The 8,612-nt window shown below is 38.7% G+C and carries 11 protein-coding genes; 4 read left to right on the forward strand and 7 right to left on the reverse strand.

The genetic code is table 11. The annotated features are described in order from the left end of the window. Positions 1 to 5 precede the first annotated feature (5 nt). Positions 6 to 437 carry a ClpXP protease specificity-enhancing factor gene (locus tag MKI79_RS08705; RefSeq protein ID WP_241572189.1) on the reverse strand — a complete coding sequence of 144 codons (432 nt, stop codon included), beginning with the start codon at positions 435 to 437 and terminating at the stop codon, positions 6 to 8. A 10-nt stretch (positions 438 to 447) separates the two neighbouring features. Further along, on the reverse strand, positions 448 to 1,113 hold the full coding sequence (locus MKI79_RS08710) for a glutathione S-transferase N-terminal domain-containing protein (protein WP_241572192.1): 666 nt from the start codon (positions 1,111 to 1,113) through the stop codon (positions 448 to 450). Between the two features lie 370 nt (positions 1,114 to 1,483). Between MKI79_RS08710 and MKI79_RS08715 the strand changes: the two genes are divergently transcribed. From MKI79_RS08715 to MKI79_RS08730, 4 genes are read left to right on the forward strand one after another with little or no spacing between them, the layout of a single operon-like run. Further along, complete coding sequence (locus tag MKI79_RS08715; protein ID WP_241572195.1) at positions 1,484 to 1,840, forward strand: roadblock/LC7 domain-containing protein; 357 nt, start codon at positions 1,484 to 1,486, stop codon at positions 1,838 to 1,840. Positions 1,841 to 1,889: 49 nt separating this feature from the next. Continuing rightward, positions 1,890 to 2,906 (forward strand): hypothetical protein, encoded by a 1,017-nt coding sequence (locus tag MKI79_RS08720; RefSeq protein ID WP_241572198.1) that lies wholly within the window; start codon positions 1,890 to 1,892, stop codon positions 2,904 to 2,906. A 36-nt stretch (positions 2,907 to 2,942) separates the two neighbouring features. Continuing rightward, entirely contained in the window at positions 2,943 to 3,485 is a 543-nt protein-coding gene (locus MKI79_RS08725) for a GTP-binding protein (RefSeq protein WP_241572201.1), read from the forward strand. 5 nt (positions 3,486 to 3,490) lie between these two features. Further along, positions 3,491 to 3,907 (forward strand): roadblock/LC7 domain-containing protein, encoded by a 417-nt coding sequence (locus MKI79_RS08730; RefSeq protein ID WP_241572204.1) that lies wholly within the window; start codon positions 3,491 to 3,493, stop codon positions 3,905 to 3,907. Between the two features lie 23 nt (positions 3,908 to 3,930). Here MKI79_RS08730 and MKI79_RS08735 read toward each other — a convergent pair whose 3' ends face one another. From MKI79_RS08735 to MKI79_RS08755, 5 genes are all read right to left on the reverse strand, one after another. Further along, a complete protein-coding gene (locus tag MKI79_RS08735; protein WP_407651608.1) occupies positions 3,931 to 4,398 on the reverse strand; it encodes a regulatory protein RecX in 468 nt (155 codons plus the stop codon). Positions 4,399 to 4,451: 53 nt separating this feature from the next. Next, positions 4,452 to 5,270: a carbon-nitrogen hydrolase family protein gene (locus tag MKI79_RS08740; protein ID WP_241572210.1), complete on the reverse strand. Its 819-nt coding sequence runs from the start codon at positions 5,268 to 5,270 to the stop codon at positions 4,452 to 4,454. Between the two features lie 52 nt (positions 5,271 to 5,322). Then, complete coding sequence (gigB, locus tag MKI79_RS08745) at positions 5,323 to 5,844, reverse strand: STAS domain-containing protein (protein ID WP_241572227.1); 522 nt, start codon at positions 5,842 to 5,844, stop codon at positions 5,323 to 5,325. Positions 5,845 to 6,138: 294 nt separating this feature from the next. After that, on the reverse strand, positions 6,139 to 7,110 hold the full coding sequence (locus tag MKI79_RS08750) for a PP2C family protein-serine/threonine phosphatase (protein ID WP_241572212.1): 972 nt from the start codon (positions 7,108 to 7,110) through the stop codon (positions 6,139 to 6,141). Between the two features lie 39 nt (positions 7,111 to 7,149). Then, entirely contained in the window at positions 7,150 to 8,097 is a 948-nt protein-coding gene (locus tag MKI79_RS08755) for an MlaA family lipoprotein (protein WP_241572215.1), read from the reverse strand. Positions 8,098 to 8,612 lie beyond the last annotated feature (515 nt).

An 8,612-nucleotide genomic window follows, 5' to 3' on the forward strand; every position in this document is an offset into this window, starting at 1 on the left:
TACAGTTAATCTAACACACGTAGCGACGGTTTTTTCTTATTTTCATCAGTTTTTTCAGACTGATCCTGTTCTATTTCTGGGAGTGCATCCTCTGTGGAAGTTTGACCGTCATATTCTTTTGGATCAAAGAATAAGCCCTGACCATTTTCACGACTATAAATCCCAAGTACCGCAGACATAGGCACATAGATTTCTTGAGGGACACCGCCAAAACGTGCACTAAAGAAAATCGCATTATTGTCCATTTGGAACTGATGTACAGCATGCGGCACAATATTGAGTACGATTTGCCCATCTTTGATGTGTTGCGTTGGCACTTTGACATGACTTTGTGTTGCATCAACCAACAGATAAGGCGTCAGTTGATTGTCACAAATCCACTCATATATTGCACGAGCAAGATAGGGGCGGGTTGGGGTCAAGTTGGCATCGGTCATGTGTAGCACCTTAGTTGTTGAAAAGCTTTAAATAATCACTATACCGTGAAAGCTCTACTTGTGTCATGGATTGTTTAAAACTGTCACGATTAAAAACACGTTTACAATAGAGTGAAAGTGCCTTGCTGTGTTTGCCTGACAGTGAAATTCCGATTGATGGCAAGCGTAGTAACAATGGTGCAAGGCTACAGTCCAAAATCGAAAATTGATCAGACATAAAGTAGTTGGAATGCTGAAACAAGCGACTGAGGTTAATCATTACATCTTGGAGCTCTTGCTGTGCTTTTTTCTTTTCAAGATCGCTTAGTTGTTCAGGATGATGTAACAGTTGATCGGCATATTTAAACCAGTCTTGATGAATGCGCCATAACAGTTGTTTTTGTTGTGCTTTTTCTGCGGGTGCATCAGAGAATAGACGGTTTTGTCGATAACGATCGTCGATATATTCATTAATAATCAATTGATGATAGAGCTTCGTTTGTGGGTCAACTAGAGCGGGTAAAGAACCATAAGGGTTAATTTGAGTCAGATCTTCGATTTCGCTATCTTCTACCAATATCAAACGATATTGAATGCCTTTTTCCGCCAAAATCAGACGTGTACTGTGGCATTGGTAATCATTATTATGACTGTATAGCGTAATGCCATGAAAATGCGGAAGGTCTGAAATGGACATAAGGCCTAAGCGTAAAAGATAAAAATCGCTATTTTACCCAAAATTTGATGCTGACTAAAGCAATGTATTTATTTTCAGCTAATGGAAATATTTTTTAAGCGAGATTCGCTTATTTTCTAAGCGAAAATGACACAGACCGTTTTAAGTTGACAGAAGTAGTCAATTAATTATAAATAATTTCAATAAAATCAAATAGATTATTATCTTGTTTAAAAAAAACACTATTGAGATCAGGTGAAAATCATATATAATATTTTGTTAAGTTAATCACTTTTTTAGATAATATTGTTAAGTTTATTTAATTGAAGTAAGTCTAACTCGGCTCAATTGATGTTTTAGTGTAAAAAATAGATGCAAAGGGGAAAGGATCTTGGCTAAAGTTTCATTAGAAGCATTAACGGAGATTGATGGTTTTATTGCGGGTGCATTGGTCGATAGCGAAAGTGGTTTGGCGATGGTAACGCAAGGTGTGGGATTTGATCTAGAGCTTGCTTCTGCTGGGAATGCAGAAGTATTGCGAGCAAAGCGCAAAGTTGCCAAAGCGTTGGATTTGGATGATGAGATTGAAGATATATTGATTACTTTGGGTCGTCAGTATCACATCATCCGACCACTTGAGCGGAATGATGCATTGTTTTTGTATTTGGTTATAGATCGTTCAAAATCAAATTTGGCGTTAGCTCGACATGAGCTGAGAGCTTTTGTCAAAGGTTTGAATTTTGCCTAAACCTTTGTAATAGGGATATTTTATTGAATTTCAGTGAGTGGATATACTGATGAGTGCAAGACAATCGGTTTATATTGCGATTTTTGGATTGAGTTTAAGAGAGCTAAACGACCTTAAAATTTTGATCAAATCAATGGCACCACATCATATGGAAATTCAATGGTCTAATGTTGCCGAATCAAAATTGCAAACCCTATTGATTAATGAAGATTTTTACAAATCGCCGAGTATTCAGCGTCTTTTGCAGAATAATCGGATCAATGTACTGAAAGTAAAATCACGTTCAGATCGTCCTAGCATTATTGAAAATGGTGTGTTGCATTTACCTGTGACCGATCGCAATGCTTTACAGCTATGGCTCAGTGAGCATGTTTTTGAGGCGAAAGTTGAAACCTTAGTTGAGCAAGCAGAGAGAGAAAAGCAACAAGAGGCAGAAGAAAAGCAATTTAAAGTCAAACAGCAAAAGCAAGATGCTAAAAAAACTTACGCAACCAAAGCAGAGTTTGTTCAAGATTTGCTCGATCCAAAAAATGGACGGATTCAGATTTTTGATCGTCATGGTGTACTTGGTATTGCAGATACACAGCGCCAGACTTTCTTGGTTGATAAATCGAGAATCAAGAAGAACACCGATCAAACGATTAATTTTACTTATGCAACGATGACAGATAGTGCACGCTTGAGTGAAACCAAACAGCAAAACTTACAATCTTATTTGTGGAATTTGTTTTGGCGCTCGCCAAGCTATTTGGATTTTGCACCACAAAAGGGTGCTATGAAATTGCTTGCTTGGCCTCAAGCGGAAGACGGTTTTGATCGTCGTGATATTTTGAGATTATCTGCATGTTTTGCCGAAGGTGCGGATATGGAATTTGTCGCCGAGCATTTGCAACTCGATTATGATCGTGTCCGTCAATATGTTGTGGCAACTGTCACAGCTGGGTTCGGTGAAATGATTTCAAAATCTCAGGCTAATTTTGAGCTTGCGCCAAAATCGAATCATGCAAATGATGATCAACAAGCGCATAAATTTTTGGGTGGATTACGACGTCGGTTCGGACTCTAATTGGGGCTCTAGGCTGTCAATGATCAGGATATCACTATGATTCTACATCAATATAAAATTGTCTTTGGCGGTTCAATCGGTGCAGGGAAGTCTACAGCGATTCAAACGATCTCTGAGATTGATGTCATTTCTACAGAAGCGAAGAATACTGACACTTCAACACATCAAAAGCCACAGACGACAGTTGGTATTGATTATGGTGAAGCTACCTTGGATGATGGTGTAAAAATAGGCTTGTATGGTACACCAGGACAGCAGCGTTTTGATTTTATGTGGCCAATGGTGGGGCTAGGCGCAATCGGCGCAGTGATTTTGATTGATCATAGTGCAAGCAACCCTATTCAAGATTTGCAATTTTATTATGATGCGTTCAAAGCATTTAGCTCGCATATCGTGATTGGTGTAACCCATGTCGATGTGGTGAAAGATCGTGATAATCGTATCTATCAACAATGGATGGCCAAACAAGATAAGTTGCATCCGTTATTTTTTATTGATGCACGTCAGAAAAAAGATATCTTACTGATGTTAGAAACATTAATCGCTAAGATTGAAGTCAAATTGGAAAATGTAGGGTAATTCGCATGTTTAATCACGCTAATAATCAACCACAAGTCCCAGATGAGCTCGTGAATATCGCTAAAGTGCAGATCAATGAGATATTGATGAATGTTCGTGGCGTGGACTTTGTGATGGTTTGTTCAACAGATGGCTTTGAGCTTGCTAATGTCTACAAAAAAAATGTCTCAAATACAGGCAAGCTAGCCGCTCTAAGTAGCTCAATTTTGGCAATGGTTAGTGCGTTTGGTAAAGAAATTCAATTGCAAGGTGCACAGACCATTACTTTAGATGCAGAGAATGGTAAAGCGGTATTGTCTGCGGTGCATGCGCCAAATCATCCAATGATGATCGTGGCACTCGGGACAAAAGAAATGAAACATGAAATGATGGGTTTTGCGCTCAAAAAGGCTGCTGAAACAATTAAAAAAGCTGATCACTGATCACGTCTAGCATGCTTGATTTTTTATACGTGTTCGTCAAATTGAATCACTCTAAAAATGACATCCATACTGTAACCACGATATTGTAAAAATCGAATCTGTTTCGCTTTGAGTTTGGGATCTGTAGCAACTTCAGTCCCATATTTTTTAACTTTAGTTGCTAATGCCTCAGCAAACCAATCGACTTCAGCCAAATCCCCGCTTGCTAATTCAGCATCTATCTGATGTTTTTTCAACTGTTGACGAATACGCTGAGGACCTCTCCCTTGACGTAGATTACTACGAACCACCATGCCTGCCATACGTTCGTCACTTTGATAATTCTGATCGGACAGCTCATCTAAGAGGGTGTCAACCTCTACAGCATCAGCATCTTTCTCTAAGAGTTTTAAGCGAAGCTGTGCTTTGGAAAATTCTCTTTTTGCCAAATAAGCAAATGCCAGTGAGCGTAGGCGCTGACCAGTAAGTGCTTTTTGGGTTTGTGATTCCATAGAGTGCATATCAATTCAACAGCTTGATTCATCAAGATTATCAAAGTTTAAGCTTAAATGAATTTACGGTGGGATTGTAGTGGCATTGATGCTCTGATTTGATTTTGCGCATCAAGATCAAATGGTGCAAAAAGTAACTGCGCACCTGCGTGATCTGTCTGCGTAAGAACTTTTCCCTGTGATTGGCAAATCAAACTGTGTCCCCAAGTTTGACGTTTACCATGCCAGCCTTGCTGTGCTGAGCCCAATGTCATACATTGCGTATCCATTGCACGTGCTTGTAGCAACAATTGCCAATGCATTTCACCCGTGGTATAGGTAAATGCAGCAGGTACAGACAATATATTTGCACCGAGCTCACGTAGTTTGATTGCAAATTCTGGAAAGCGCACATCATAGCAAACCATCATCCCAATATTACCAAAAGGGGTATTTACCACCGCAGGCTGATCACCTGCTTCAAAGACTTTGGATTCTTGATAGGCGCCAATATGATCGCCAACCTGTACGTCAAACAAATGAATTTTGTCATAACGTGCGACGGTTTTTCCCTCAGGGCTAATACACAGACTTGTCGTGCGAACACGTCCATCAGGGACAATCACGCCATCAGGGCGATAAGGGCAGGGCAATGTGCCTGCAATGATCCATATTTGATGTTGAAATGCCAATTGCTCTATTCGAACTTTTAATTCATCAAAGCGCTCTGCCGTTGCAAATTGCTGACCTGCGGCAAAACAGGCAAAATTTTCAGGCAGCACAATCAGTTCAGCATGTTGCGCTTTGGCATCCATGATGAGCTGTTCTACTGTAGAAAAATTGGCATCAATATTATCTTGCGAATTAAGTTGCGTTACAGCGAGTAAAACCATCGTGTTACTCCTTGTATGCAGTTTGAATAGAGAATTAAACTCAGAGAATTAATTAGACTTTAGAGTTACATGCGGTTGGTTGCATGCAAGATTGCTCTTTTTGCAATTGCTTAACCAATGGCTCGAACATATTTTGATTATTTTCATTGAGTTGCATCAAAGTACGGTGCGCATCCAATACTGTTTTTAGCATGGTTGCATGTGTAACATTTTCTTCAACCAAAGCTTTTGTGCAGACGTCTGAGCTACCACAGTAGTTTAAAATCACGAAAACTTGATTTAAACCCATGCTATTTGCAAGCGTCGTAATATCAGCATTTGTTGATAGCATTACCGCTTGGATATTGTGATTCGACATCAATTTTAGACCAAGCTTCGCCAATATGCCGAGCACAGTACTATCAATAAATGTGGTTTCGGTAAGATCAACAATTGCACCAACAACTTGTTCGCCTTGATCCAGTTTGTTGAGCAATTTATCTAAACTAATGCAACCATGAGCACGGACTTCGCCTACAATTTTAAAAATGTGGGTACCGTTCAAACTTGCATATTCGATATGACCAATAGACATATAAATGCCATGATTAAAAGACATACATAATTATCCCATAGCGCATATATGTCCGCAAGCATTGAAATTAAAATATTATTATTACATTGAAATTAATTGTTTATTAACAATAAGTTATTTCTATTTAAATATGGCTAAAGTCTAAAGAATAGTACGTGTTTGAGATTAAAAAATAAGCAAATAAATGACAAAAAATGTCGCTAATTTGAACTAATTTTCCACGGTCTAGAGTAGATGAAAAGGATTGCTAAATGCTAAAGAATTTTATGTAAATATTATTCAATGAAAAATGGGTTAGTTTGAGGCGTGAATGATTTTCAGCATGGCAATGTCATCATTGACCTGAATTGGTGGATTAAAACTTTTCTGAGAAAGATCGTTCAGTAACTGTTGGAATTGCTCATTGATGCCACCTTTGTAAGGTTCAAGTGCACCGTCGGAACATAGGATAAACTGGCTGCCACTTTGCATCTCAACGGTAATTTCATCAATCTTCAAATCCTCTGTTAAACCGAGTGGAAAGCTACTCGAATTAAAGACGACAGGATCTTGGTTTGGAGCAATGTAAATTGCAGGTGGAAAATGCCCCGCATTAATACAGCGCAATTGATTTTGTTTTAGATCAAGCATGCCTGCAATCATGGTAATGTGCTTTTCAATATTTTCTTTGATCAGCATTTCATTTAATTTTAAAATGAGATGCTCTGGTGAATGGGCACGTTTATGGAATCCAGCAAGCCACGAAGTAAGTAGGCTACTTGTTACACCATGTCCAGAAACATCAGCGAGATAAAATAAAATTTGATCATCATTCACTTGCCAAAAATCAATCCAATCCCCCGAAAGATACGCAGACGGTTGGAATAAATATTGAAAGTTGTATTGTCTAAACTGCTCTGGCGTCGGCAGAAGGCGTTGTTGAAGCTCTGCGGCTGTGGGCAAATCTCGGCTATCTTGATTGCGTTTATATTGTGCTTCAATTTGCTGTAGCTTATCAAAAGGTTGCTCAGGCAAATCTTCCCATATCCAACCTGCCAAAGCGCCTTTTTGCCATGCTTCGCTGAGCGCAGCGCCTTCATGTTCACGTGCGATCACGACGGTGGGGCATGGCCACTGGTGAGTCAAAAAATCAAGAACATCGGCAATGTAGATCTGATTTGGATCGCACATGTTGACTAATGTAAGTTTGACCCACTCAATATCTGCAAACAAAGTCAAAGCTTTGTCCAATTGTCTGAGCTCTCGAGAGGGGTACACAAAATACATAATTAAAATATCTCAAACTTAATCTAATAGACGATGAGGTTATTCGCTATCAGGTAAAGTTTCGTTAGATTCAGATGTTTCGGTAGTTGAAGGTTCTTCGTCGGTAAATTCATCATCTGAAAAACTATCATCTTCTATAAACATGTCTTCGGAAGAGATCTCACCTTTGCGTGTCGAAATTTCAAAATTTTTCTTTTGCAAATACATATCTCTCAGAGCAGCATATTTGTCACCCTGTACAACAGAATCAAGCTCTAAAAACTGAGCACGGGTATCAACACCTTCGGCTACATTAAAAGACCAAAATATTTTATCATCTCTAAAAATATAGCTTTGTGGACGTGCAAAGGAGTCAACTGTTACTTTAGCTGCGCCATCCCGAAAGGTGCTCGGGCCTAAAAAGGGTAAAACAATATATGGTCCTGATGGTACACCCCAAACACCAAGTGTTGTTCCAAAGTTTTCATTCTCAGATGTAAGGTTTTGGGTTTTAGCGGGATCTGCAAGTCCTAAACTAGTTACCGTGTTTAGTGTAAATCTCCCGAGTGTCTTTGCTGCTTGTTTAGGATTTCCTTGTAGGAGCTGATTGACGGCATTCCATGGGTCACGCATGTTATTGCGAAAATTACCAAACCCACTACGAACTTTATCTGGAACTTTAGATTGATATTGAACTGCAACTGGGCGGACTACAGCGTTATCAATAGCCATATTAAAATTATGAACTTTGCGGTTGAGTGGTTGTAGGGGATCTTTTATTGCTTCAGGTTGATTTGCTTTTGCATCCACTTTTAATTGTTCTGTATGAATGTTCTTTAAAGCTTCAATTGTTTTTGAGCGATGATGTGTTGTCTTAACTTCAGTTTGATCGACTATAGGCGCTTGGGCTTGGGTAGATGCCTCAGCTGTTATAGTTGTATTGGCGAACACAAAAGGCGAATAACATACAACACTACAGAGTAAGTATTTAAAAAAGTGAGTAAACATAAAACACCAATGATCAAATGATAGGCTAGATCATATCAAGGATTTGGTCTTCCGCAAACAATAACACTGTATCTCAGTCAAAATGAATCAGATTAACATGTCCAAAAAACACACACTTAAAATAAAAAATGAAATTAATGGGTTGCATCGCTGAATTAATGGTGTAGAATGCGCACCTATTGGCGGACAGTTAGATAAAAACTTGTTGATAAACAGGGACTTGGCTAAAGCGGTTAGGTTTTAAGTTTAAGGAATAAGTTTTAAAAAATATCTAAATATCCAGTTGACTTTTTAGAGATAGAGAGTAATATAGCCGACCTAGCTTGATGCTGACGAAGTATTGAGTGATTCATTAAGAGTTAAAGAAGAACAACTTGTGTGGATTTTTACTGATTGATTGATCGAATATATATTCATTGATTGAATTGGTAGAAATTACTCGAAGTTTATTTGAGCGAATTTTTAGTCAGTAAGATTAATGAGCCAGAATTGTGACCTTAAGTCACTGAATGATA

Origin of the sequence: Acinetobacter sedimenti, from assembly GCF_022601685.1 — a bacterium.
Classification (GTDB): Bacteria; Pseudomonadota; Gammaproteobacteria; order Pseudomonadales; family Moraxellaceae; genus Acinetobacter; species Acinetobacter sedimenti.